The organism is Alteromonas sp. ALT199, assembly GCF_018619335.1.
Classification (GTDB): Bacteria; Pseudomonadota; Gammaproteobacteria; order Enterobacterales; family Alteromonadaceae; genus Alteromonas.
This window is the reverse complement of record NZ_JAHHDX010000062.1, coordinates 1-252: the sequence shown is the minus strand read 5'-3', so window position 1 is coordinate 252 and position 252 is coordinate 1. Positions and strand designations below refer to the sequence as shown.

General features: G+C 44.4%; 1 pseudogene. It reads left to right on the top strand.

Annotated elements, in window-relative coordinates:
- Positions 1-246 (top strand): annotated as a pseudogene (locus KL866_RS06715) (hypothetical protein); the annotation flags it as partial.
- Between the last annotated feature and the right edge of the window lie 6 nt (positions 247-252).

The following is a 252-nucleotide window of genomic DNA, read 5'->3' as shown; positions in this document are numbered from 1 at the left end:
GGTAAAGTAGATATTGCCCTTCAACGCGTAGATAAAGGTGGCCGTGATGCACTTCAGCAAGCCATTTTAGATGATTTAGAGGCCCACGGTGGTATTTCTACGCTAACTGATAAAAGTGCGCCTGACGCAATATACTCTCACTTTAACGTGAGTAAAGCGGCCTATAAAAAAGCGTTAGGAGCCCTGTATAAGCAAAAGAAAATCACGCTTAGCCCGGATGCCGTTCGACTTATTAAGGCCAATTGACCTTTG